General features: G+C 66.2%; 21 protein-coding genes and 1 pseudogene. 15 read left to right on the top strand and 7 right to left on the bottom strand.

The window, feature by feature from the left end:
• Positions 1-77: 77 nt before the first annotated feature.
• The 5 genes from RPIT_RS03215 to RPIT_RS03235 all read left to right on the top strand — a co-directional run bounded on the left by RPIT_RS03215 (position 78) and on the right by RPIT_RS03235 (position 5,595).
• Entirely contained in the window at positions 78-848 is a 771-nt protein-coding gene (locus tag RPIT_RS03215) for a DeoR/GlpR family DNA-binding transcription regulator (protein WP_077340584.1), read from the top strand.
• On the top strand, positions 845-2,224 hold the full coding sequence (locus RPIT_RS03220) for a family 4 glycosyl hydrolase (protein WP_077340586.1): 1,380 nt from the start codon (positions 845-847) through the stop codon (positions 2,222-2,224). The genes RPIT_RS03215 and RPIT_RS03220 overlap by 4 nt, the downstream gene beginning before the upstream one ends.
• Before the next feature lie 54 nt (positions 2,225-2,278).
• Entirely contained in the window at positions 2,279-2,758 is a 480-nt protein-coding gene (locus tag RPIT_RS03225) for a pyridoxamine 5'-phosphate oxidase family protein (protein ID WP_077340588.1), read from the top strand.
• A complete protein-coding gene (locus RPIT_RS03230) occupies positions 2,758-3,939 on the top strand; it encodes a zinc-dependent alcohol dehydrogenase (RefSeq protein WP_077340590.1) in 1,182 nt (393 codons plus the stop codon). The genes RPIT_RS03225 and RPIT_RS03230 overlap by 1 nt, the downstream gene beginning before the upstream one ends.
• A 159-nt stretch (positions 3,940-4,098) precedes the next feature.
• Entirely contained in the window at positions 4,099-5,595 is a 1,497-nt protein-coding gene (locus RPIT_RS03235; protein WP_077340592.1) for a CoA-acylating methylmalonate-semialdehyde dehydrogenase, read from the top strand.
• Between the two features lie 391 nt (positions 5,596-5,986).
• Here RPIT_RS03235 and RPIT_RS03240 read toward each other — a convergent pair whose 3' ends face one another.
• The 6 genes from RPIT_RS03240 to RPIT_RS03265 form a co-directional block, all read right to left on the bottom strand.
• Complete coding sequence (locus tag RPIT_RS03240) at positions 5,987-6,982, bottom strand: ABC transporter permease (RefSeq protein WP_077340594.1); 996 nt, start codon at positions 6,980-6,982, stop codon at positions 5,987-5,989.
• 17 nt (positions 6,983-6,999) lie between these two features.
• Positions 7,000-8,502 (bottom strand): sugar ABC transporter ATP-binding protein, encoded by a 1,503-nt coding sequence (locus RPIT_RS03245; RefSeq protein WP_077340596.1) that lies wholly within the window; start codon positions 8,500-8,502, stop codon positions 7,000-7,002.
• A gap of 64 nt (positions 8,503-8,566) precedes the next feature.
• Complete coding sequence (locus tag RPIT_RS03250) at positions 8,567-9,604, bottom strand: sugar ABC transporter substrate-binding protein (RefSeq protein ID WP_077340598.1); 1,038 nt, start codon at positions 9,602-9,604, stop codon at positions 8,567-8,569.
• Between the two features lie 137 nt (positions 9,605-9,741).
• The gene (locus RPIT_RS03255) at positions 9,742-10,605 is read right to left on the bottom strand and encodes a sugar phosphate isomerase/epimerase family protein (protein WP_077340600.1); all 864 of its coding nucleotides are present in this window, start codon (positions 10,603-10,605) and stop codon (positions 9,742-9,744) included.
• 12 nt (positions 10,606-10,617) lie between these two features.
• Entirely contained in the window at positions 10,618-11,622 is a 1,005-nt protein-coding gene (locus tag RPIT_RS03260; RefSeq protein ID WP_077340602.1) for a Gfo/Idh/MocA family protein, read from the bottom strand.
• A 14-nt stretch (positions 11,623-11,636) separates the two neighbouring features.
• Positions 11,637-12,572 carry a TIM barrel protein gene (locus tag RPIT_RS03265; protein ID WP_077340604.1) on the bottom strand — a complete coding sequence of 312 codons (936 nt, stop codon included), beginning with the start codon at positions 12,570-12,572 and terminating at the stop codon, positions 11,637-11,639.
• Between the two features lie 273 nt (positions 12,573-12,845).
• Here RPIT_RS03265 and RPIT_RS03270 point away from each other — a divergent pair, with 273 nt between their 5' ends.
• Positions 12,846-13,991: a Gfo/Idh/MocA family protein gene (locus RPIT_RS03270; protein WP_237267842.1), complete on the top strand. Its 1,146-nt coding sequence runs from the start codon at positions 12,846-12,848 to the stop codon at positions 13,989-13,991.
• An 18-nt stretch (positions 13,992-14,009) separates the two neighbouring features.
• Here RPIT_RS03270 and RPIT_RS03275 read toward each other — a convergent pair whose 3' ends face one another.
• Positions 14,010-14,750, bottom strand: coding sequence for a sulfite exporter TauE/SafE family protein (locus RPIT_RS03275; RefSeq protein ID WP_077340608.1), 741 nt, complete (start codon positions 14,748-14,750; stop codon positions 14,010-14,012).
• Between the two features lie 116 nt (positions 14,751-14,866).
• Here RPIT_RS03275 and RPIT_RS03280 point away from each other — a divergent pair, with 116 nt between their 5' ends.
• From RPIT_RS03280 to RPIT_RS03320, 9 genes and pseudogenes are all read left to right on the top strand, one after another.
• Positions 14,867-16,003: a zinc-binding dehydrogenase gene (locus tag RPIT_RS03280; RefSeq protein WP_077340610.1), complete on the top strand. Its 1,137-nt coding sequence runs from the start codon at positions 14,867-14,869 to the stop codon at positions 16,001-16,003.
• Between the two features lie 99 nt (positions 16,004-16,102).
• Complete coding sequence (locus tag RPIT_RS15905) at positions 16,103-18,121, top strand: efflux RND transporter permease subunit (RefSeq protein WP_077340612.1); 2,019 nt, start codon at positions 16,103-16,105, stop codon at positions 18,119-18,121.
• Complete coding sequence (locus RPIT_RS15910; RefSeq protein ID WP_162274477.1) at positions 18,118-19,227, top strand: efflux RND transporter permease subunit; 1,110 nt, start codon at positions 18,118-18,120, stop codon at positions 19,225-19,227. Before RPIT_RS15905 ends, RPIT_RS15910 begins: the two co-directional genes overlap by 4 nt.
• A 125-nt stretch (positions 19,228-19,352) precedes the next feature.
• Positions 19,353-19,574: a translation initiation factor IF-1 gene (infA, locus tag RPIT_RS03295; RefSeq protein ID WP_068749455.1), complete on the top strand. Its 222-nt coding sequence runs from the start codon at positions 19,353-19,355 to the stop codon at positions 19,572-19,574.
• Between the two features lie 246 nt (positions 19,575-19,820).
• On the top strand, positions 19,821-19,934 hold the full coding sequence (rpmJ, locus tag RPIT_RS03300) for a 50S ribosomal protein L36 (protein ID WP_002514836.1): 114 nt from the start codon (positions 19,821-19,823) through the stop codon (positions 19,932-19,934).
• A gap of 219 nt (positions 19,935-20,153) precedes the next feature.
• Complete coding sequence (rpsM, locus tag RPIT_RS03305; protein ID WP_077340616.1) at positions 20,154-20,528, top strand: 30S ribosomal protein S13; 375 nt, start codon at positions 20,154-20,156, stop codon at positions 20,526-20,528.
• 43 nt (positions 20,529-20,571) lie between these two features.
• Positions 20,572-20,979, top strand: a complete 408-nt coding sequence (gene rpsK, locus RPIT_RS03310) for a 30S ribosomal protein S11 (protein ID WP_077340618.1) — start codon at positions 20,572-20,574, stop codon at positions 20,977-20,979.
• 29 nt (positions 20,980-21,008) lie between these two features.
• Positions 21,009-21,613 (top strand): annotated as a pseudogene (gene rpsD / locus RPIT_RS03315) (30S ribosomal protein S4).
• Positions 21,614-21,736: 123 nt separating this feature from the next.
• Positions 21,737-22,759 (top strand): DNA-directed RNA polymerase subunit alpha, encoded by a 1,023-nt coding sequence (locus RPIT_RS03320; protein ID WP_077340620.1) that lies wholly within the window; start codon positions 21,737-21,739, stop codon positions 22,757-22,759.
• Positions 22,760-22,766: the final 7 nt, after the last annotated feature.

Consider the following 22,766-nt stretch of genomic DNA (forward strand, 5'->3'; position numbering starts at 1 on the left):
GCTGATTCTGCCACCATCTGCTCGATCTTGATCGAATTCTGGTAAAACTTGTGGCATCACGATCCGGGGGTCCCCCAATGCTGACTGACGTACGCCATCAACGCATCGCCGATTGGGTGCGCCGCGAGGGCTCCGTCTCCGTGCTGGGCGTCGCCGATGCGTTCGGTGTCTCCGAGGCCACTGCCCGGCGGGACCTCGATCAACTGGCGAGCACCGGCGTCGTCGAGCGTATCCGCGGCGGCGCCCGCGCTCTGCGTCGGCCCATTCGCCCGGAAGCCGACGCGTCGGAGTTCGCAGTGGTTGCGGCCCAGGAAAGCGACGAGAAGCGCGCCATCGCGAAGCGTGCCGCCGCGCTCGTCCATGACGGAGACGTCGTCGCGCTCGACATCGGCACCACGGTCTTCGCGATGTGTGAACATCTCAAGGAGCGCTCGATCACCGTCGTGACGGCTTCGCTGGCAGTGGTTCGTGCTCTCTCGGACGCCCCCCACATGGACATCGTGGTGATGGGCGGGGTGCTGCGTCCCAACTACGACTCACTGGTGGGAGTGCTGACGGAATCGTGCCTTCGCCAGGTGCGTGTGGACATCGCCTTCCTGGGCGCGGCTGGGATCCACGCTGACGGAGCTGTGATCGACTCGACGCCGAGCGAAGTCCCGGTCAAACGCGCGATGATCGACGTCGCCCGCAAGGCCTGGCTGCTTGCCGATCACCAGAAATTTCCGGGCATGGGCTTCCTGCAGGTGGTTCCGATCGACCGGTTCGCCGGACTCATCACGGACCGTCCGCCCAGTTCAGCCCAGCTCCGTCTGCCGCCCGACTCGACCCTGGAGGTACTGACGCCATGAAACTCGTGATCACCGGTGGGGGCGGCTTCCGGGTTCCCCTCGTCTACGACGCCGTAGCGACGAACGCTCTGGCCGCCGCCGGCCGTCCGGCTGTGCACATCGACGAGGTGGTGCTCCATGACGCCTCGGCGGCGAGGCTGGAGGGCATCGCCAGGGTCATCCGGGAGCGGGCCGCCCAGCTCGATCACGCTCCGACCCTGAAGGTGACGACCGACCTTCGCGACGCGCTGACCGGTGCGGACTTCATCTTCGCCGCTGTCCGCGTCGGCGGGGTCGAGGGCCGCATCGCCGATGAGCGGGTGGCGCTCGATCTCGGGCTCCTCGGGCAGGAGACGATCGGCCCTGGGGGATTGGCCTACGCGCTCCGGACGATCCCGGTGATGCGTGAGCTGGCACGGGTGACGGCCGAGGTCGCTCCTCACGCCTGGACGATCAACTTCACCAACCCGGCGGGAATCGTGACCCAGTCGATGCGGGAGGTGCTGGGCGACCGGGTCGTGGGCATCTGCGACACGCCGATCGGTCTGGTTCGCCGGGTCTCGCGACTGTTGGGCGTCTCGCTGGAGCATGACACAGCGCGGGTGGATTACGACTACGTGGGGCTCAACCACCTCGGGTGGCTCCGCTCGGTCAGGATCGACGGCGTCGAGCGTCTTCCCGACGTCCTCGGCTCGGACTCCGCCCTGGACGAGATCGAGGAAGCCCGCGTGGTGGGCAAGGACTGGGTGCGCGCCACGGGCGCACTGCCCAACGAGTACCTCTACTACTACCTCAAGACCGACGAGGCGATCGCGAACATCAGGCGTTCGGCGCAGACGCGGGGCCAGTACCTGCAGGCGCAACAGGGCGACTTCTACGAGTCCGTGGGTTGCTGCGACTCGCCCCTGGCCCTGTGGCAGGAGGCGCTGCACGAGCGGGAATCGACCTACATGGCCGAGGCACGCGAGGACAGTGAGGAGCGCCGGGCGGAGGACGCGGCGGGTGGCGGCTATCAGGAGGTGGCGCTCCGGCTCATGACCGCGTTGGCCACCGGCAGCCCTGAACGGATGATCCTCGACGTCGGCAATCTCAGCGAGGGGGAACGGATCATCCCGGAGCTGCCTGACGATGTCGTGGTGGAGGTCGGGTGTGTGGTGGACGAGGGGGGCGTCCACCCGCTCCCGGTCGCTCCGCTCACCCTGTCGCAGCTCGGCGCGATGTCGACGCTCCGCGCCTCGGAGGAGGCAATCGCCGAGGCCGCCCGCACCGGCGATCCGGAGAAGGCCTGGGAGGGCTTCTCCACCCACCCCCTCGTGCGGTCGCCCAGGCTCGGCAAGGAGTTGCTGGACGGCTACAGCCGAGCGCACCCTGAAATCGCACAGCTCTTCACCCGCTAGCGGTACACCTAAAAGGGTGCCGACGCGGCGAGGGTGGCGGTGCAAGGGTGGGGTATGAACGAACAGAAGACACTGAACGACGTCATCGATCTCATCAGCAAGCAGAAGGTCGGCATGCTGACCACCCACGAGGGGGACCGGCTGGTCAGCCGGCCGATGGGCATGCAGGATCCCGACCGCGACGGCACGTTGTGGTTCTTTGCGAAGGCTGACTCGGACGTGGCCCACCAGGTGGGCGCTGATCCCCGCGTCAACGTCTCGCTGGCCGATGGTGACTACCTTTCGGTCACCGGCACGGCTGCCGTCGTCAACGACGTCGCGAAGAAGCGCGAACTGTGGGACGCCTCGGTCGAAGCCTTCATGCAGACCGATCCCGAGGATCCCCAGGCCGTACTGATCAAGGTCGCTGCGGACAGCATCGCGTACTGGGACACGCCCAGCGCCGTCGGATCAGTGTTTGCGATGGTGAAGGGAATGGTGGGGGACTCGGAGCCGGACGCTGGCGAGAGCGGCGTCGTGGAGGCCGGGAGGTGATGAGGGCGCTTACGTGGCACGGAATCGAGGACGTCCGAGTCCAGGATGTGCCCGAGCCGGCGCTGCTGGCCCCCACCGACGCGATCGTGCGCGTCACCTCAACCGCGATCTGCGGCTCCGACCTGCACCTCTACGGAGTGCTGGCGCCCTTCCTGACCCGGGGCGATGTCCTGGGTCACGAGTTCATGGGCATCGTCACCGAGGTGGGCGACGCAGTGACGACGATCGCCCCAGGCGACCGGGTGGTCGTGCCGTTCACGATCGCCTGCGGCGCGTGCTGGATGTGTCGACGCGGTCTCCACGCGCAGTGCGAGACCACGCAGGTCCGGGAGCACGGGAAGGGAGCGGCGCTGTTCGGATACACCAGCCTGTACGGACAGGTGCCGGGCGGACAGGCGGAGCTGGTCCGCGTCCCGCACGCCGACGTGGGGCCGGTCAAGGTGCCGGAAGGCACGCCTGACGAGAGATTCCTCTTCCTGTCCGACATCCTCCCCACCGCCTGGCAGGGAATTCGTTGGGCCGACGTCGAGCAGGGGTCGACGGTCGCAATCCTCGGACTCGGGCCCGTGGGTCAATTGGCTGTCACCTGCGCCCGCCGACAAGGCGCGGGCCGGGTGATCGGCGTCGACCTCGTCCCCGAACGTCTCGAGCGGGCGGGCGCAAACGGGGCCGAGGTGGTCGACGTCACCGCCGTCGACGACGTGGCTGCGACGTTGCGCGAGATGACCGACGGGCGGGGACCGGATTCCGTCGTGGACGCCGTCGGGATGGAGGCGCACGGAAGCCCGGTCGCGGAGCGCGTCATCAAGATGGCCGCGCGGCTCCCCAAGCCGCTCGGCAGGGGCGCGATTGAGCACGCCGGCATCGACCGCCTGGCGGCGCTGCATACGGCGATCGATGCGGTCCGCCGGGGCGGCACGGTGTCGCTCTCCGGTGTCTACGGGGGAGCGCTGGACCCGATGCCGCTCATGGACATGTTCGACAAGGGGATCACGATGCGGATGGGGCAGTGCCACGTGCAGCGGTGGACGGGTGAACTCCTGGACATCCTCACCCATGGCGACCCCTTCGGCGTGGATGACCTTGTCACCCACCGGCTCCCCCTCGAGGAGGCACCCGAGGCGTACGCGATGTTCCAGGAGAAGCGTGACGGCTGCATCAAGGTGGTGCTGAAGCCCTAGAACCGCGTCGTTGTCAGGTCAATCGCAGTCCCCGGCGAGGAGCGATCCACGGGCCACAAACCTCTTGGGCAAACGGGTCCCGCGTGATATTGTTACTACAATTCATCGTGCCGGCAGTGATTGCGGCGCCAAGACTGACAGAGGAAGGGCCCAGGCCACATGACTCAGACCATCACCCACTGGATCGGCGGAGCTCCCTACGAGGGAAGCCCCGACCACCGCATCCCCGTCGAGAACCCAGCCTCCGGGAAGGTCGAGGGCGAACTGCTCTCGGCAAGCGCGGCCGATCTCGACCACGCCGTCGAGGTCGCCCGCGAGGCGCTCAAAATCTGGTCCAAGACGTCCCTGGCCAAGCGCACCGCGATCATGTTCAAGATGCGGGAGCTCGTGCTCGCCAATCAGGACGAACTGGCCAAGGCCATCGTCAACGAGCACGGCAAGGACTACAACGACGCCATCGGCGAGATCCAGCGCGGCCGCGAGACCCTCGACTTCGCCTGCGGCATCAACGCTGCACTCAAGGGGGAGTTCTCCTACGACATCTCCACCGGCGTCGACATCCACACCGTGCGCCAGCCCGTCGGCGTGGTCGCGGGCGTGTGCCCCTTCAACTTCCCCGTGATGGTGCCGATGTGGATGCATCCCGTCGCCATCGCCACCGGCAACACCTTCATTCTGAAGCCGGCTAGCCCCACGCCCACCGCGTCGCTGCTGGTCGCCAAGCTGTACAAGGAGGCGGGTCTTCCCGATGGCGTGTTCAACGTCGTCGCTGGGGACCGCGACATCGTGACCAACATCCTGGAGCACCCGGGCATCAACGCCATCTCTTTCGTCGGCTCCACCCCCGTGGCCCGGATCATCCAGGAGAAGGGCACGGCCAACGGCAAGCGCGTCCAGGCGCTCGGCGGTGCCAACAACCACGCCATCGTGATGCCCGACGCCGACCTCGCGTTCGCCGCCCAGCACATCTCCGCTGCGGCTTTCGGCGCGGCCGGTGAGCGCTGCATGGCGCTGCCCGTCGTCGTCGCTGTCGGTGGGGTCGGTCCGAAGCTCGCCGAGCTGGTCAAGGAGCACGCCCAGAAGATCAAGGTGGGCTACGGCCTCGACGAGGGCGTGCAGATGGGCCCGGTCATCACCCGCAAGGCGCAGGAGCGCATCAAGGCAATCATCACCGATGCCGAGGAGCGCGGCGCGAGCGTCGTGCTCGATGGCCGCGACATCAAGGTCGACGGGTACGAGGACGGCTTCTGGGTCGGTCCCACGGTCCTCGACGACGTGCCGCTCGACGCCCCGGCCTACCACGAGGAGGTGTTCGGGCCCGTGCTCACCATCGTCCACGCCGACACCTACCAGGAGGCCATCGACCAGGTGAACTCGTCGGAGTACGGCAACGGCGCTGCGATCTTCACCAACGACGGCGGCGTGGCCCGCCGCTTCGAGCTGGACGTGGAGGCGGGCATGGTCGGCGTCAACGTGCCGATCCCGACCCCGGTCGCCTACTACTCGTTCGGCGGATGGAAGGACTCGCTGCTCGGCGACACCCACATCCACGGGCCGGAAGGCGTGAAGTTCTACACCAAGCTGAAGGCCATCACGTCCCGCTGGCCCTCCGAGCGCACCTTCGAAGCGACGATGTCCTTCATGCGTGAGGAGTGAGCGTCACGTAGCTCTGAGGTGGAGGGTCCGGCAGCGCCGGGCCCTCCGCCTTTTTGCTGTCGCACGGTGTCGTCGGGGATGACGCTGAGCTCTGGGCGCCGTCGGTCTCGGAATCGTCAACCCTACGTTCCGAACGCCAACGCGCGGGACCGAACGCCAACGGATTGCCGGGAACGCCAACGGATAGCCGGGAACGCCAACGACCCTCAGCGATGCCCCTGATATCTGACGGGCGACGCTGAGTCTCGCGGGCGTCGCCCGCTCTCAGTTGGCGTTCGGTCCTCCCCGTTGGCGTTTGGTCCTGCCCGTTGGCAGGTGGCGTTCAGTCGCGCCGGGGGGCCAAACGGAAAAGAGCGCCCCCGAGAGGGCGCTCTCTTCGATGTCGGGGTCGCTAGCGGTTCTTCCGCTCGTCGATGATGATGGCGATCACGATGATCGCGCCCTTGACCACCATCTGCATGAACGGAGACACGTTCATCAGATCCAGGCCGTTGTTGATCACGCCGATGATGAGGGCGCCGACGACGACGCCCCAGACGGTGCCGACGCCACCGTTGAACGACGTGCCACCGATAACCGCCGCCGTGATGGCGTCGAGCTCGAGCATCACGCCGAGCGTCGGCTGCCCGGAGCCGATGCGTGCGGCCAGGATCATGCCCGCCAAGCCCGCGAGTAGACCGATGAGGGTGTAGATCAGGAACTGCACGCGGCCGATGCTGATGCCGGACACACGGGCGGCCTGATCATTGCCGCCGATGGCGTAGACGTGGCGGCCGAAGCGGGTGCGGTTCAGCACCACCCAGATGATGGCGGCGATGATGATGAAGATGATCATGGGCACCGGGATGCCGAACACGTCGCCCTGGCCCATCCAGTTGAAGCCGTCGGCGAGGTTCGAGACCGGACGGCCGCCGGTGTAGATGTTGGCCAGACCGCGGGCGGCCGTCATCATGCCGAGCGTGGCCACGAAGGGCGGGATGTGGAAGTACGCCACGAGGCTGCCGACGACGGCGCCGACGGCCGCACCGACGAGAAGGCCGGCGATGACCGCGACGAAGACGGGCATCGGCGGGAGGCCGGGGAACATCATCGAGTCGCTCTGTACCTGAGCCAGGCTGGCCGACACGACGGCGACGAGCGCCACCGTCGATCCGACAGACAGGTCGATGCCCTTGGTGATGATGGCGAACATCATGCCCAGCGCGATGATGCCGATCGGGGCCACCTGGACGACGACGTTGATGAGGTTGCGCGGCTGGAGGAACGTTCCTTGGGTGATGATCGCGAGGATCACCATGAACGCGATGAGGATCAGCAGGATCGCGTAGGTCTTGATGAAGCCCGTGGTGTCGAATTTGGGCTTGCTGTCAACTGCGGGGTCAGACATGGGGGAGTGGTTCCTTCCTAGGCGGCGGCCGCGTCGCCGCCGGTGGCAAGATGCATGATGGATTCCTGGTTGGCCTCCGCGCGGGAGAGCTCACCGGAGATTCGGCCCTCGTGCATGACGATGACCCGGTCGCTCATCCCGAGGACCTCAGGGAGTTCGGACGAGACCATGATGACGGCCTTGCCCTGCTGGGCGAGCTGCGACATCAACCGATGTATCTCGCTCTTGGCGCCGACGTCGATGCCGCGCGTGGGCTCATCGATCATCAGCACGTCAGGCACAGTGAGGAGCCATCTGGAGATCAGAGCCTTCTGCTGGTTTCCGCCCGAGAGATTCTTGATGAGCTGGTTGAGCGTCGGGGTCTTGATGCGCAGCGCCTGGCGCTGTTCCTCGCTGACGCGGTTGAGCTCACTGATCTTGAGAAAGCCCTTCGGGCTGAACTGCGGCAGCGCGGCGATGGTGATGTTGTCGCGCACCGACAGCACGCCCATGATGCCGTTGTGCTTGCGGTCCTCAGTCAGCATGCCGATGTTTGCGGCGATCGCGTCCTTCGGCTCGCGGATCTTCACCGGGTTGCCGTGCACCAGGATCTCGCCGCTCTCGGCGGGGTGGATACCGAAGATGGTCTCCAGCACCTCCGTGCGTCCCGCGCCCATCAGCCCCGCGAAACCCAGGATCTCCCCGGCGCGGACGTCGAAGCTGACGTCTCGCACCAACTTGCCGCGGTTGAGGTTGCGCACCGAGAGCGCCACGTCTCCGATCTCAGCGTCGAGCTTCGGGAACAGGCTCGTCAGTTCGCGACCCACCATGAGTTGGATGAGCTTGTCGCGGTTGAGCTCCTTGGCGGGCAGGGACGCGACGTGCTTGCCGTCGCGGAAGACCGTGATGTCGTCGGAGATCTTGAAGACCTCGTCCATCTTGTGCGTGATGTAGATGATCGCCACGCCGTAGTCGGTCAGCCGCTTGATCATCCGGTGCAGGTGGTCCACCTCGCGCTCGGGGATAGCCGACGTCGGCTCGTCCATGATGATGATCTTGGCGTCGTAGCTGATGGCCTTGGCGATCTCCACCATCTGCTGCCGCGCAACGGTCAGGTTCTTCATCTTCGCGCGGGGGTCGATCTTGATGTCCCACTCGTCGAAGAGTTCCTGCGTCTTGCGGATGATGAGCTTAGGGTCGAGCAGGCCGAACTTGCCGCGCTGCTCGCGACCCAGCCAGATGTTCTCCGCCACCATCATCTCCGGCACCGGCGAGAGCTCCTGGTGGATCATGGAGATGCCGTGCTCGAGACCGTCCTTGGTGTCCTTGAACTGCATCTGATCGCCTGCCAGTTCGATGGTGCCCGCATCCGGGGTGTACATCCCGATGAGGCACTTCATCAGCGTCGACTTGCCGGCGCCGTTTTCTCCCATGAGTGAGTGGACCGTGCCGCTTCGCACGTCCAACTGCACTCCGTCGAGTGCCACCACACCAGGGAACGTCTTGCGGATGTCTCGCATCCGCAGAATCACTTCCTGCATCCTCGTTCCTCCCTACCGAAGAAAGGTGGCCGGGCGCTCACCGCACCCGGCCACCGCTCGGTTGTTACTTGAAGTCTGCCATGTTCTCGGGCGTCACGAGCTGGTACGGCACGTCGATGACGGCCGGGGTCTCGTCGCCGTTGTACATGTTGATGATGGCGTCGACGCCGCCTGCGCCCTGGCCGGCCGCGTCCTGGAACACGGTGACCTCGAGCTCGCCGGCCTCCATCGCGGCGAGCGCGTCGGCCGTGGCGTCCACGCCACCGACGAGGACGTCATCGAGCATGTCGGCGTTCTTCAGGGCCTGGATTGCGCCCAGTGCCATCTCGTCGTTGTTGGCACAGATGATGTCGATCTCGTCGCCGGACTGGATCCAGTTCTCGGTGATCTGGAGGCCCTTCTCGCGGTACCAGTTGCCGGCCTGCTCGCGCACGACCTCCATATCTGGGTACTCCGCGACGACGTCCTTACAGCCCTGCGTGCGGAGACGTGCGGCTTCGTTGGCGGGGTCACCCTGGAGGATGCCCACCTTGCCCTTGCCGCCTGCCAGTTCGGCGAGGGCCTCCATCTCAAGGATTCCGGAGACCAGCGAGTCGGAGCCGACGTAGGGGACGCCGGCGGGAAGGTCCGCGGGGCGACGGTTGACGTAGGCCAGCGGGATGTCCGCGTCCATGGCCTTCTCGGTCATCGGGCCAGCGGCGTCGGTGTCAACGGGGATCACGATGATGCCCTGGACGCCCTGGGAGATGAAGTTCTCCACCTGTCCGAGCTGGGTGTCGGCCTTCTCCTGGGCGGACACGATGGTGACCTCGACCCCAGCCTCTTCGGCGCGGGCCTCGATACCGTCGGCCACGTTCTGCAGGAACTGGTCGAGGATCGGGAAGGTCACGCCGATCTTGATCGACTCGCCGTCTGCCGGCTTGACGACGTCGGCCGGGGCGAAGGTGACGGTGCCGCCTCCGGACGCAGCCGGCGCGGTGGCGTCGCTCGAACCCTCGGCGGCCGGGGTCGTGGTGGGTGTGGTGCTGGCGGTCGTGCCGCAGGCGCTGAGCGCCATCGCGGCGGCAGCGATAACGCTGGCGAGTTTGATTGCTTGCTTCATTGCAAATCTCTCTTCCGTGGTGGAAGCGGATGTCGGGCGACTCCGCGGGGGCGAGGGAGTGTCACGGGGGCGACACGCCTATCTTGGTGGTGGGGTCAGTTTATGTCAAGACAATTTGGAAAATCTTTGCCGTTTCGTTATCTGAACTCGGCCTCGAGGCGTTCGCGCATCCGGATGTGGATTGCGTCCGCTTCTTCCTCCCAGCCGAAGACGCAGACGCTCAGGGCTCCGTCGTAGTTGATCTCCCGGAGGTAGTCGAAGACCTCGCCCCACGGGACCTCGCCGTTGCCGATCTCGTTGTGCTGATGGATGCGCGCGTCCACCCCTGGGGGATTGATGATGTACCGGTTCCCGACGTTGGCGAGATGGTTGAACCCGTCGGCGATATGAAGGTGCTTCAGACGCTCGCCCGCGTACTCCATCATGGACCGGGCGTCGTAGGAGCCACTGGACAGGTGGAACATGTGCGGCAGACAGAACTGGTAGTTGAACCAGGGCTTGTTCACTCCCCGGACCACCTGCACGGCGCGGTCATTTGTCTCGACAAAATCGTAGGGGTGTGCCTCCACGGCGCACTCCAACCCCCGGGACTCGAACTCGGGGATGAGTTCCTCGATCGACTTGTAGAACTGGTTTTCGCTCCGCACCGGCTGGTTCGGATCACCGGAGTACTCGGTCGCGATCAGCGGGATCTCCAGCTCCTGCGCGATCTCAAGCGTCCGCCTGAAGTTGCGCACCTGGTGCTGACGCTCCTCCTCGTCGGGAGAGGCCCAGTTGTAGACCGGGTTGAGCGACCAGATCTTGACGCCCGTCGACGCCATGGCCTTCTTCACCTTAGCGATCTCCGCATCGTCCACCTTGGGGTAGTGGTGCCACTCGTGGAAGTCGGCGCGTGGTGACAGCTCGATGTACTCGTAGCCGAGGTCGGCCGCCTTCTGGCACTCCTCCGCCACCGTGAGGTGGGGGTGGTACATCGACGGGTCCAGCAGGATCTTGACCATGGTCGCTCCTTATCAGGCGTAGAGGGCGGGCTTGTCCATCATGGAGATGGGCACCTCGCCGTCGGCGGTCAGGGCCTGCACGCCGGCGTCGCACACCACGGCGGCGGCGTAGCCGTCCCAGCTGGACGAGCCGGTGTGGCGGTCCTCGGTCACGGCGGTGATCCACTCCTGGACCTCCGTGACGAAGGCGCCCCCGAAGCGCTGGTTGTGGTCCATCGTCAGGCGGTTGCGGCGTCCGAGCTTGTCGGCCCGCTGCACCAGTTCCTGATCGCTGAGCCGGACCGCGCCGGTCTCGGCCACCACCTCACACTGGATGTCGTAGCCGTACTGGCAGTTGACGAAGACCTCGTCGGAAACCCGGACGCCGGACTCGGTGTAGAGGATGAGGACGAGCGGGTCCTGCAGGTGCTCGAAGCGCAGCGATGTCTTCTTCGGCTTGTCGACGCGGGCGGAGACGAACTCCTCGCCCAGCAGCCAGCGCATCGTGTCGATCTCGTGGATTGCGGTGTCGTTGATCGCCATGTCCCAGGTGTAGAACTCCGGCACGGTCGGGTTGCGATGGGCGCAGTTGACCATGAGGGGTTCGCCGATCTCACCGTCGTCGATGATCTGCTTCATCTCGCGGTACGACGCGTCGAAGCGGCGCATGAACCCCACGGTCACAAGCTTACGTCCGGCCTTCTGCTCGGCCTCCATGATGCGGACACAGGCCTCGGCCGTGGGCGCCAGGGGCTTCTCGCAGAAGACGTACTTGCCGGCCTCGATGGCCGCGATCACGTCTGGCTCGTGAGCGGGGCCGTGGCTCGTGATCATGATGGCGTCGATGTCGGGGGAGTTGATGAGATCGGTGCTGCTGTCGAAGGCGGTGCCGCCGATCTGCTCTGCCACCGCCCGCGCGTTGTCGGCGTTGACGTCGCTGACGCCCACCACACGACCGCCCGAGATGACGGAGTGGATGCGCTCGATGTGCGCGCGACCCATGCCGCCGGGGCCGATCATTCCGATACGAAGTGTCATGGTTCGGGTCCCTCTCAGAGCTGGCCGAGGCCGATGGAGGCCAGGTACTCGCGCACCTTGATGGCGTTGGGCAGCGGGTAGGACGGGTCGCAACCGTACATGTCCTGCTCGCAGATCACGTAGAGCTCCTTGTCCAGGTCCGCCAGCGCTTCGACGAGGCTGGGCATGTCGGGCTCGCCCTCGGGCGGGGGTACGGAGCAGCCGGCCTTGACGGCCTTGACGAACGGCCAGTCCTCGTCGTGCGCCTGCTTCACGATCGCAGGGTCCATGGCCTTGATGTGGACGTAGGAGATGCGGTCCGGGTAGGTGCGGATGAGGTCGATGTTGTCTCCCATGCCGTAGACGATGTGGCCGGTGTCGAGGCAGAAGCCCACGTACTCCGGGTCGGTGGCCTGGAAGATGCGGTCGATGTCGTCGCGGGTCTCGATGTGCGAGTCGCCGTGGGGGTGCAGTACGAGCTTCAGCCCGTAGTCGTCCTTCATCATCTTGCCGAGACGGTTGGCGTTGTTGACGTACAGGTCCCACGCGGCGCCGTCGAGGTGGCGCACGTCGGTGAAGTCTCCAGTGTGCTCGTCGCGGAACATGGGGGGAAGGTGCACGACGTACTCGGCGCCAACCGCTGCATGGGTCTCGCCCACGCGGCGGAAGAGTTCCTCGGTGGCGGCCCAGGCGTCCTCCTGGTGCAGGACGCCCCAGGCCGTGCCGGCCACGACGCGGAAGCCGCGCTTGGCCATCTCCTCGGAGAGCCGCTTCGGATCGGTCGGGAAGTACCCGAACGGTCCGGTCTCCATCACCGAGAAGCCGGCCTCGGCCATCTCATCGAGGGCCTTCTCCCATGGAATCTGGAGCGGGTCCTCGGGGAACCAGACGCCCCACTGGTCGGGGCAGACTCCCACCGTGAGCTTGTTGTAGCGGGGATCAGGGTTGCGGGACTTGTCGATCTGCGTCATTGCGGATCCTTTCAGCACTGTAGGCGGCTTTTGGAATCAGGGTAACCCGCCATTTATGTACTGTCAAAGGCCGCGTTCCTAGCGGTGGGTAGGCGGCCCTGGCTGCTCCTGCTATCGATCCGGCCGTTGACCTCCGAGAGAGTGTTGCGGCCCGGATGAACTCGTGTATGTTAGGACAAGAAAAGTCGTGGCGCGGGTGCGCCTGTCAAGCGCGAAGGAGCGTGAACTGTGTCTGCTCGCACAATCGGGGTCGGAGTCGTGAGTCTCGGCTGGATGGGCCGTTTGCACGCTCGTAGTTACAGGGCGCTGGCCGAGAAGTTCCCCCACTTGGGCGCGGATGTGCGGCTCGTGGCCGCCGCCGACAGCAACGAGGCCACCTGTGCGGCGGCGCTCACCGAGATGGGCTTCGAGCGTGCGTACGACGACTACCGCAAACTCATCGCGGATCCCGACGTCGACGTCGTGAGCATCTGTTCGCCCAACTTCCTGCACAAGGAGGTCGCGCTGGCCGCCGCTGCGGCGGGTAAGCCGTTCTGGATCGAGAAGCCGATGGGCGTCAGCGCCGCGGAGTCCCGCCAGATAGCCGAGGCCGTCGAGGACGCCGGGCTGGTGACCGCCGTCGGCTTCAACTACCGTCACGTGCCGGCGATCGAGAAGGCCAGGGAGTTGATCCGGAGCGGTCGCCTGGGGCGGATCATGAACGTCCGGTGCTGGCTGATTGCGGACTACGCGGCATCTCCCGAGGGGCCCCTGACCTGGCGGGACAGCCGGGAGAGGGGCGGCAGCGGCGTCATCGGTGACCTCATGAGCCACGGTGCCGACCTCGTGCAGTACCTGGTCGGCAGGATCGAGTCCGTGACCGCGTTGACGGGCCAGTTCATCACCGAGCGTCCCATCCCGTTGAAGAGCGGCGTCGGGCACTTCGGCTATGAGCTCTCGGACGAGAAGGGCCCGGTCGAGAACGAGGACTACATCGCTCTCTTGGGGCGCCTCGAGGGCGGTGCGCTCGCCACGCTGGAGGCCAGCAGGGTGGCCATCGGCCCGCGCGCCGAATACATCGTGGAGGTCTACGGTTCGGACGGCTCGATCCGGTGGAACTTCGAGCACCTCAACGATCTCCAGGTCTGCATCGGCCGCGACAGTGAGTTCCTCGGCTACACCCGTGTGATGGCAGGGGGCGACTTCCCCCGGTTCGCCACCTTCCAGCCGGGTGCTGGCACGTCGATGGGATTCGATGACATGAAGGTGGTCGAGGCGGCAAAGTTCATCGAATCGGTCCTCACCGGTCGGCAGTTGGCGCCCTCGGTCGCGGACGGCTGGTCGGCCGCTGAGATCGACGAGGCGGCGCTCCAGTCCGCGGCGGACGGCCGCTGGCACGATGTGCCGGAGGTCACCGGGGCGGTCACATACAACGCGTGACGTCTGGGGCTTCGCCGGTCACACCAGTAGGTAGAGCGACGACGCGATCGTGAGTCCTATGACGACGCGGTCGAACAGTGTCTTGTCGATCCGTCGCGCCCAGACCCGCCCCGCGAAGGCGCCGGCGAGTACCACCGGCGCCAGGGCGCCGAGCAGGGGCAGCATCGATGGCTGAAGGAGGCCCAGGCCGATCGAGAAGGGCAGCTTCACCGCGTTCAGCACGAAGAAGAACCACGCCTGGGTGCCGAGAAACCGCAGGACGTCGAAGCGGGCGGCAACGAAGTACAGCGTCATCACCGGCCCGCCCGCGTTGGCCGCCATGGACGTGAAGCCGCCCAGGCTGCCGAAAACGCCTCGAATCCAGGGATTGGTGAGCGCCCGCTCGGCGGTCAGATGGCCCCGCCTCCTCAGCGTGAGGGTCAGCGCAGTGAGCGTCAACAGGATCGCTCCGATCCCGCGGCGGACCAGGGGATCGTCGGCTGAGGCCAGGAACAGCCATCCGACGATCATCCCGCCGACGACGGTGGGGAGCAGGCGCGCCAGGATGCGCCAGTCGACGTCGCGCCGGTAGCTCCAGATGGCGACGATGTCGCCGACGAGCAGCAACACGAGCAGCGCCGCCGTCGACTCCCGTGCCGGGAGGATGGCGGCGAACGCCGCGACCGATAGCGTCGCGGCTCCAGGCAGTGCCGTTTTGGCGATGCCGATGAGCAGCGCGGCCGCGATCAGCACGACCAGCGCGGTGATCGTCAGGTCCACGGCTCGATCCTAACGGAACGTGAGTTGTGACAATGTGATGACATTTTCTACGACAGGCCGTAGGATTGATTCAGGGTCCAGCCGGACGACATCCCTCCCAGCTCTAAGGGGCCACCATGTCCAGTCAAACCATTCCCAACCTGATGCGCGCGGCGGTGTTGCGGGACGTCTCCAGGGGGTTCGCCGTCGAGGAGATCCGGACTCCTCGACCCAAGGAGGGTGAGATCCTCATCCAGGTGTCTGCCTGCGGCATGTGCCACTCGGATCTGCACGTCCTTGGTGGGGCGATCTCGTTCCCGACGCCGTGCGTACTCGGCCACGAGGTGGCGGGGGTCGTTGTGGAGATCGGGCCGCACAACGAGCACACCACCCTCAAGGTGGGCGACCGGGTGGCGGGCGCGTTTCTGATGCCCTGCGGCCAATGCGAATCCTGTGCGGCGGGTAGGGACGACCTGTGCAGTAACTTCTTCTCTCTCAACAGGTTGAAGGGTCAGTTGTACGACGGGAACACCCGCCTCTTTTCACGCGACGGTGAGCCGATCTGGATGTACTCCATGGGTGGACTGGCGGAGTACTGCGTGATTCCGACGACGTCCGCGGCCAAGCTTCCCGACGGAGTCGATCCCGTCGCCGGCGCGATCCTGGGGTGCGCGGCCATGACGGCGTACGGTGCCGTCCGTCGGGGAGCCGACCTGCGCCACGGTGAGGATGTGGCGGTTGTCGCGACCGGCGGCGTCGGGTCGAACGTGATCCAGATCGCCAGGGCGTTCGGGGCGCGGCGGGTGATCGCAATCGACATCTCCGATGAGAAGCTCACCGACGCCATGGGTCTGGGAGCCACGCACGCGGTCAACTCGGCCACCACCGACGTCCGCGAGGCGGTCTTCGACATCACTGAGGGGCGCGGCGTGGACGTGGCCTTCGAGGTGCTCGGGCGCCCCGAGACGTGGCTCACAGCGCTCGATGCGCTGCGCGACGGCGGCAGGATGGTGCCGATCGGGCTGGGTGCAGGGATCCAGAAGGCCGAAGTGGAGATCAACCGCACGGTGCGCCGTTCGCAGTCGATCATCGGCTCCTACGGTGCCCGCACCAGGCTGGATCTGCCCGAGGTGGTCCGCATGGCCGCGAGCGGCGTCATCGATTACAGGCACATCGTCAGTCGGCGCTTCTCACTCGACGAGGTTGCCGAAGGCTACGACCTGCTCCACCACGGCAAGATCCGCGGCAGGGCTGTGGTCGACCTCTCCCTGTAGCGATCGACGAGCCGGTTCGGTCGGCTTTCGTATCACGGTTACATTTGAGACGGGCCGCAGTCAGGGCGGCCCGCCTCACCGCCCGCCCGAAAGGTCACAGTGACCGGTCTGCCCCTGCTGAGCCTCAAGAACCGCTCCTTCATCGCCCTTGTCTGCGTCGTGATCGCCGTCCTGGGCGGGGTGGCGATGAGCACGCTGCGCCAAGAGCTCATCCCCTCCATCTCATTGCCCGCCGTCGCGGTGGTGGCCACCAATCCGGGAGCGTCGTCGGAGCAGATGGCCGACGCCGTGGCCGACCCGATCGAGCGCCAGCTCCGCACGCTGGACCGCATCGAGGGCACGAGCGCTGTGAGCAACTCCAACTTCACCATGGTGAGCGTCGAGCTCGAGTACGGTGCCGACATCTACAGGGCAGCGTCCCAGGCGGATGTGCTGCTGGGGAGAGTGGAGGATCAACTCCCGGAGGGGACCAGCACCCAGGTCATGACCGGCGGCTCGGGTGACCTGCCGGCGATGATCGTCGCCGTGGCCTCCGACCTCCCCACCCCGGAACTGGCGAGACGGTTGGAGCTCACCACGCTGCCGGACATCGACACGGTCCAAGGCGTCTCGACCGTCCAGCTGGTCGGGTCGGCCGATGAGATCGTGCGCCTGACGCTCGACGACGCGGCCATGGCCGCGAACCAGGTGACGCAGGGTGAGATCATCGGCAGCCTCGACGACGCCGGCCTTCGGATTCCCGGCGGCACCGTCACGGACGGCGAGTTCGAACTCGACATCACGGTCGGCAACAGCTTCGACTCGGTCGAGGATCTGGCCGACCTGGTCATCCTCCCCGCCGCCGAGGGGGCGTCCCCGGTCAGACTGGGCGACGTCGCCACGGTGGAGCGCACGGTGGCCGAGGCCCAGTCGATCTCGCGCACGGACGGTCGCGACTCGATCACGATGCTGATCCTCCCGTCCACCGACGCGAACTTCGTCGAACTCTCCGACGCGGTCACGCAGATCCTGGAGGACTCCGCGGCGACGCTCGGCGGGGCGACGGAATTCAGCGTGATCTTCGATCAGGCACCGTTCATCCAGGAGTCCATCGCGGGTATCGCCAACGAGGGCCTCTGGGGCCTGGTGTTTGCGGTCGTCGTCATCTTCGTATTCCTGCTCGCCGTGCGGCCCACCATCATCACCGCGATCTCCATCCCGCTGTCGTTGCTCTTCGCGTTCATCGGCATGCTGGCCACTGGCACCACGATCAACATGATGTCTCTGGCGGGGCTGATGCTCGCGATCGGGCGTATGGTGGACGACTCCATCGTCGTGATCGAGAACATCGTTCGTCACCTCGCCACGTCCACACGATCGCGGTTCCGAACCATCGTCGACGCCGTGACCGAGGTTGCCGGTGCCGTGATCTCCTCCACGATCGTTGCGCTGCTGGTCTTCGTGCCGATCGCGCTGGTCCCCGGAATCGCAGGCGAACTCTTCCGCCCGTTCGCGCTGACCACCGTGCTGGCCCTGACGGGCTCACTGCTGGTGTCGCTGACGATCGTCCCCGTGCTGGCCTACTGGTTCATGAGGGGCAAGGCCGAGGGCCAGTCGGACGACGAGTCCGAGGATGCCGAGTGGTTCGAGGTCTCCGGCGGCTGGCTCGCGCGGCTGTACCGTCCGGCGCTGGCCTGGGCGTTGGGTCACCGCGTTCTCACCGCCGCACTGGCGGCACTGATCTTCGCCGGAAGCCTCGCCCTCGTGCCCCTGTTGAAGATCAACCTCCTGGGGGAGTCGGGCATGAATACGGTGCAGGCACGGCAGATCCTCCCGGCGGGCACGCTGCTCGCCACGTCCGTGGAGGAGTCCGAGCGCACCGAGGAGGTGCTGAGGGGCGTCGACGGGGTCGAGGGGATCCAGACCTCCGTGGGTGGCGGCGGGTTCGGTCCTCCGGGCGCAGGCGGCGGAGCCAACTCGATCAGCTACACCATCACCACCGACGAGGACGCTGAGCAGCAGGACCTGGTGCGCCAGATCACCGAGGCTCTCGACGCTCATGAGGAGGCCTCCGAGAGCGCGGGGGAGGTCGAGGTCATCGATGGGGGAACCTGTTGGGGTCGTCCACGGTCGACGTGACCCTCACGGCCCTCGACGACGAGACGAGAGCTGCTGCCAGCGACGCAGTGCTGGATGCCCTGACGGGGTTGGGGGGAGTGCGCGCCGCGACCTCCGATCTGGCGGCGACGGCCCCGAGCCTCGAGATCTCGGTGCGCGGTACTGACGCGTCCGCCCTGGGCCTCTCGGTCACCGATGCGGTGGGCCTGATCGCCCTCAACACGGCCGACTTCCCCGTCGGGAGCGTCGCCATCGACGGAGCCGACCTCAGCGTCTACATCGATTCCGGGCAGAGCGTCGCGACGGTCGAGGACGTGGAGAATCTCGACCTCGGCGGGCTGCCGCTGTCGGCCATCGCGGACGTGGAGCGGGTGAACGTGGCGCCGTCGATCTCGACGGTGAACGCGGTGCGAACGGTGACGATCTCGGCCACCCCCGTCAACAGCGACGACGTGGGCTCGGTCGGCGATGAGGTCCGCGCGGCCATGGAGGGCCTCGACCTTCCCGACGGCGTGACCTGGGAGATCGGCGGGGTCACCGCCGACGTCGACGAGGCCTTCCGGCAGCTCGCCCTGGCGATGGCTGCCGCCGTCCTGCTGATCTACGTGGTGCTGGTGTGGCTGTTCAAGTCGCTCCTACAACCGGCCATCCTCATGATGTCGATCCCCTTCGCCGCCACGGGCGCGATCCTCGCGCTGTGGGTCACCGGGACGCCCGTGGGCCTGCCCAGCCTGGTGGGCATGCTCATGCTGATCGGCATCGTGGTGACCAACGCGATCGTGCTCATCGACCTGGTCAACCAGTACCGGCTGCGTGGCCTCGATCTGGACGAGGCGCTGTTGCGCGGCGGCCAGAACCGAGTGCGTCCCATCATCATGACTGCGGCGGCAACGATCATGGCGATGATCCCGCCGGCGCTGGGCCTGTCCGGCCAGTCCAGCTTCGTGTCGGGACCCATGGCGGTCGCCGTCATCGGCGGGCTCGTGGCCTCCACGCTCATCACCCTCATCATCGTGCCGGTGCTCTACCGCATGATCGAGGGGTGGAAGCAGCGCCGTGGGTTCCAGGATCCTGCCTCGGCGCGCGCCGAGTCGGAATCCCCGCGGCGGGCGGCGGTCGCTTCCTGATCACGCCCAGCCTGCTCGTCGTGGCTCCGCGGTTTGGCCGTTGGCGCAGTTGAGCGTAAAATTGCCTGTTGAGCTGAGTTCCGGCGGCGCACGAGGCGCCGTTGGGCAGACGAAGAAGAGAGTACATGGCGAAGAAAGAAGGAGCCCTCGAGTTGGAGGGCACCGTGGTCGAGGCACTGCCGAACGCGATGTTCCGCGTGGAGCTGGCCAACGGCCACAAGGTTCTGACCACCATCAGCGGAAAGATGCGGCAGCACTACATCCGCATCCTGCCCGCGGATCGCGTCGTCGTGGAGCTGTCCCCGTACGACCTGACGCGTGGACGCATCGTCTACCGCCACAAGTGACCGCCGGCGGACCAACCGCCAGCAACACGGGCGTCGCCCGGCCTCAGGGCCGCGGCGGCGCCCGTGTTTGTGTGTGCGGAGCTGCGCCGACGGCCGATTTGGGCGAATCGCATCCGCTCGCGTACAGTTGTCCCTCGGTCGTCTACGTCCGGTCACGCTCGCGTGCCCATACCCGACGGCCGATCCATCCACCTACCAGATTGGGTGCTTTCACGCTCCCAGTCGCCGATTGAAAAGGTTGCTCGAATGAAGGTTCAGCCGAGCGTCAAGAAGATCTGCGACAAGTGCAAGGTCATCCGCCGGCACGGTCGTGTGATGGTGATCTGCGACAACCCGCGCCATAAGCAGCGCCAGGGCTGATCACAGGCCACCGCGGACGAAGGCTCAGGCCCGGTACCGCCGACAACTCCACAACAACGTGAACGCAAGGACCCTTCGGGGTTCCCACCCTTGGACGAAGGCCAAGGCCTCGCCGGTGCGACAAGAGAGCACCACAGGCGGCGGGGACGCTTCACGCCGCACACCTTCGCGGTCCAACCGGCAGAGCCGACGACCGAAACCATAGAAAGGTACCGCCTGATGGCACGCCTCGTTGGTGTTGACCTCCCGCGCGAAAAGCGCCTTGAGGTCGCACTCACCTACATCTTCGGCATGGGCAAGACCCGCGCCGCCGAGACCCTCGCCGCCACTGGAGTCAGTGGCGACCTCCGCGTCCACCAGCTCACCGACGACCAGCTCGTCCAGCTGCGCGACCACATCGAAGGCAACTACGAGATCGAGGGTGACCTCCGTCGTACCGTTGCCGCCGACATCCGCCGCAAGGTCGAGATCGGCAACTACCAGGGCCGTCGCCACCGCAGTGGCCTTCCGGTTCGTGGTCAGCGCACGCGCACCAACGCGCGCACCCGCAAGGGCAAGAAGAAGGCCGTCGCTGGGAAGAAGAAGGCGCGCTGACCCCCGGTCAGCCCCTCTTACAGGACTTTAGGAGAAAGACTTAATGGCTACTGCAAGCCGCAAGGCGGCCGCCAAGACCAAGGTGCGCCGCAAGGAAAAGAAGAATGTGCTCGCCGGCCAGGCACACATCAAGAGCACCTTCAACAACACCATCATCTCGATCACCGATCCCAACGGTGCCGTGATCGCATGGGCCTCCGCCGGAACGGTGGGGTTCAAGGGATCCCGCAAGTCGACCCCGTTCGCCGCACAGATGGCCGCCGAGGCTGCTGGTCGTCGCGCCATGGAGCACGGCATGAAGAAGGTCGACGTGTTCGTCAAGGGACCCGGCTCCGGCCGTGAGACCGCGATCCGTTCGCTCGGGGCTGTCGGCCTCGAGGTCGGGGCGATCTCTGACGTGACCCCGGTGCCGCACAACGGTTGCCGTCCGCCCAAGCGCCGTCGCGTCTGATCGCCCGAGAGAAGTAGAGGACTAAGAAAATGGCTCGTTACACCGGCCCTTTGACCAAGAAGTCTCGCCGTCTGGGCACTGACCTCGTCGGCAACGACAAGGCGTTCGAGCGCCGTCCGTACCCCCGGGTGTGCACGGCCGCGGCCGCACCAAGGACTCCGAGTACTCGCTGCAGCTCAAGGAGAAGCAGAAGGCTCGCTACGCGTACGGCGTGCTTGAGAAGCAGTTCCGTCGCTACTACGAGGAGGCCGACCGTCACCCCGGTAAGACCGGTGACCGTCTGCTCCAGATCCTCGAGTCGCGTCTGGACAACGTCGTGTACCGCGCTGGCTTCGCCAGCACGCGCCGCCAGGCACGTCAGCTCGTCGTTCACGGTCACTTCCTGGTCAACGGCCAGCGAGTGAACATCCCGTCGTACCGCGTGCGCGCCCACGACATCATCGACGTCGCTGAGAAGTCGATGAACCTGCACCCGCTGGTCGTGGCCCGCGAAACCCACGGTGAGCGCTCGGTGCCCGCCTGGCTCGAGGCCCGCCCGAACCGGATGCGCATCCTCGTTCACCAGCTCCCCGTCCGCGAACAGATCGTGGTGGACGTCCAGGAGCAGATGATCGTCGAGCTTTACTCCAAGTAAGGCTCACGCGGCTTCGGGCCGACCGGTTCTGCGCCGGTCGGCCCGAAGCGCCGCCCGGCCAGCCGGGCACCACCTGAAGAATTCACGCCATCAAATAGCGGTTGGTGTGGGAAGGAAAAGTACATGCTTATCGCACAGCGCCCGACGCTCTCGGAAGAGGTCGTCTCCGATCACCGTTCGCGGTTCATCATCGAGCCGCTGGAGCCGGGCTTCGGCTACACGCTCGGCAACTCGCTGCGTCGCACCCTCCTGTCGTCGATCCCAGGGGCCTCGGTCACCAGCATCAAGATCGAGGGCAACCAGCACGAGTTCTCCACGCTGGAGGGCGTCGTCGAGGACGTCACCGAGATCATCATGAACATCAAGGGACTCGTGCTCTCCTCGGAGGAGGACGAGCCCGTCGTCATGTACCTGCGCAAGGCAGGGGCGGGCACGGTGACGGCCGGCGACATTCAGCCGCCTGCGGGTGTCGAGATCCACAACCCGGAGATGCACATCGCCACGCTCAACGACAGCGGCAAGCTGGAGATGGAGCTCGTGGTCGAGCGCGGCCGCGGCTACGTGTCGAGCGTCCTCAACAAGGACCCCGACGCTGAGATCGGTCGCATCCCCGTCGATTCGATCTACTCGCCGGTGCTCAAGGTCACCTACAAGGTGGAGGCCACCCGCGTGGCCCAGCGCACCGACTTCGATCGCCTCATCATCGATGTGGAGACCAAGCCGTCGATGGCGCCGCGCGATGCGGTTGCGTCGGCCGGGCACACGCTCGTCGAGCTGTTCGGGCTGGCGCGCGAACTCAACGTCGACGCCGAGGGCATCGAGATCGGCCCGTCCCCGGTGGACGAGCAGATCGCCGAGTCGCTCAACCTGCCGGTCGAAGACCTCGAGCTGTCGGTGCGGTCCTACAACTGCCTCAAGCGCGAGGGCATCCACACCGTCGGTGAGCTCGTCGCCCGCAGCGAAGAAGACCTCCTCGACATCCGCAACTTCGGCTCCAAGTCGATCGACGAGGTCAAGGAGACGCTGGTCGGCCTCGGCCTGTCGCTGCGCGACTCGCACCCCGGCTTCGACCCGCTGCAGGCCATCGAGCGTTACGACGAGGACAACGACGACGACGTTGACTTCGCCGAGACCGAGCAGTACTGACCGCCCA

This window comes from Tessaracoccus flavus (genome assembly GCF_001997295.1).
In the GTDB taxonomy this organism is placed as follows: Bacteria; Actinomycetota; Actinomycetes; order Propionibacteriales; family Propionibacteriaceae; genus Arachnia; species Arachnia flava.

Coding starts and splice junctions, on each gene's coding strand:
- RPIT_RS03215 (WP_077340584.1), top strand. CDS start 78: ATGCTGACTGACGTACGCCATCAACGCATCGCCGATTGGGTGCGCCGC.
- RPIT_RS03220 (WP_077340586.1), top strand. CDS start 845: ATGAAACTCGTGATCACCGGTGGGGGCGGCTTCCGGGTTCCCCTCGTC.
- RPIT_RS03225 (WP_077340588.1), top strand. CDS start 2,279: ATGAACGAACAGAAGACACTGAACGACGTCATCGATCTCATCAGCAAG.
- RPIT_RS03230 (WP_077340590.1), top strand. CDS start 2,758: ATGAGGGCGCTTACGTGGCACGGAATCGAGGACGTCCGAGTCCAGGAT.
- RPIT_RS03235 (WP_077340592.1), top strand. CDS start 4,099: ATGACTCAGACCATCACCCACTGGATCGGCGGAGCTCCCTACGAGGGA.
- RPIT_RS03240 (WP_077340594.1), bottom strand. CDS start 6,982: ATGTCTGACCCCGCAGTTGACAGCAAGCCCAAATTCGACACCACGGGC.
- RPIT_RS03245 (WP_077340596.1), bottom strand. CDS start 8,502: ATGCAGGAAGTGATTCTGCGGATGCGAGACATCCGCAAGACGTTCCCT.
- RPIT_RS03250 (WP_077340598.1), bottom strand. CDS start 9,604: ATGAAGCAAGCAATCAAACTCGCCAGCGTTATCGCTGCCGCCGCGATG.
- RPIT_RS03255 (WP_077340600.1), bottom strand. CDS start 10,605: ATGGTCAAGATCCTGCTGGACCCGTCGATGTACCACCCCCACCTCACG.
- RPIT_RS03260 (WP_077340602.1), bottom strand. CDS start 11,622: ATGACACTTCGTATCGGAATGATCGGCCCCGGCGGCATGGGTCGCGCG.
- RPIT_RS03265 (WP_077340604.1), bottom strand. CDS start 12,572: ATGACGCAGATCGACAAGTCCCGCAACCCTGATCCCCGCTACAACAAG.
- RPIT_RS03270 (WP_237267842.1), top strand. CDS start 12,846: ATGGGCCGTTTGCACGCTCGTAGTTACAGGGCGCTGGCCGAGAAGTTC.
- RPIT_RS03280 (WP_077340610.1), top strand. CDS start 14,867: ATGTCCAGTCAAACCATTCCCAACCTGATGCGCGCGGCGGTGTTGCGG.
- infA (WP_068749455.1), top strand. CDS start 19,353: ATGGCGAAGAAAGAAGGAGCCCTCGAGTTGGAGGGCACCGTGGTCGAG.
- rpmJ (WP_002514836.1), top strand. CDS start 19,821: ATGAAGGTTCAGCCGAGCGTCAAGAAGATCTGCGACAAGTGCAAGGTC.
- rpsM (WP_077340616.1), top strand. CDS start 20,154: ATGGCACGCCTCGTTGGTGTTGACCTCCCGCGCGAAAAGCGCCTTGAG.
- rpsK (WP_077340618.1), top strand. CDS start 20,572: ATGGCTACTGCAAGCCGCAAGGCGGCCGCCAAGACCAAGGTGCGCCGC.
- RPIT_RS03320 (WP_077340620.1), top strand. CDS start 21,737: ATGCTTATCGCACAGCGCCCGACGCTCTCGGAAGAGGTCGTCTCCGAT.